Below are 279 nucleotides of genomic sequence, written 5' to 3'. Positions count from 1 at the left end.
ATCAGGTTGCTATTGATGACTATGTGTTACTTGATGCCAGTGGTGCAGGAGAAGAAGGAATTACTTTAGAAAACGAGGTTATTATTTCTAGAAATTGTGTTATTCAAGGTAAAACAGGTTCAGTTTTAATTGGTAAAAAAACAAATATTGGTTGTAATACTATTATTTCTTCAGGAGCGGGTATTGTTATTGGAAATTCAGTTTTAATCGCAGGGAATTGTTATATCGGAGGGGGTCGCTATATTTCAGATCGGCTCGATATTCCCATGATGGAACAGG

The 279-nt window shown here is 35.8% G+C and carries 1 protein-coding gene; it reads left to right on the top strand.

What is annotated here, in order from left to right:
• On the top strand, nt 1-279 hold a 279-nt coding region (locus tag R0J92_RS22590; RefSeq protein ID WP_411053305.1), incomplete at both ends, for a hypothetical protein.

It is taken from the genome of Tritonibacter sp. SIMBA_163 (assembly GCF_046535935.1).
GTDB lineage: Bacteria > Pseudomonadota > Alphaproteobacteria > Rhodobacterales > Rhodobacteraceae > Epibacterium > Epibacterium scottomollicae.
This window is presented reverse-complemented; position numbering and strand designations above follow the sequence as displayed.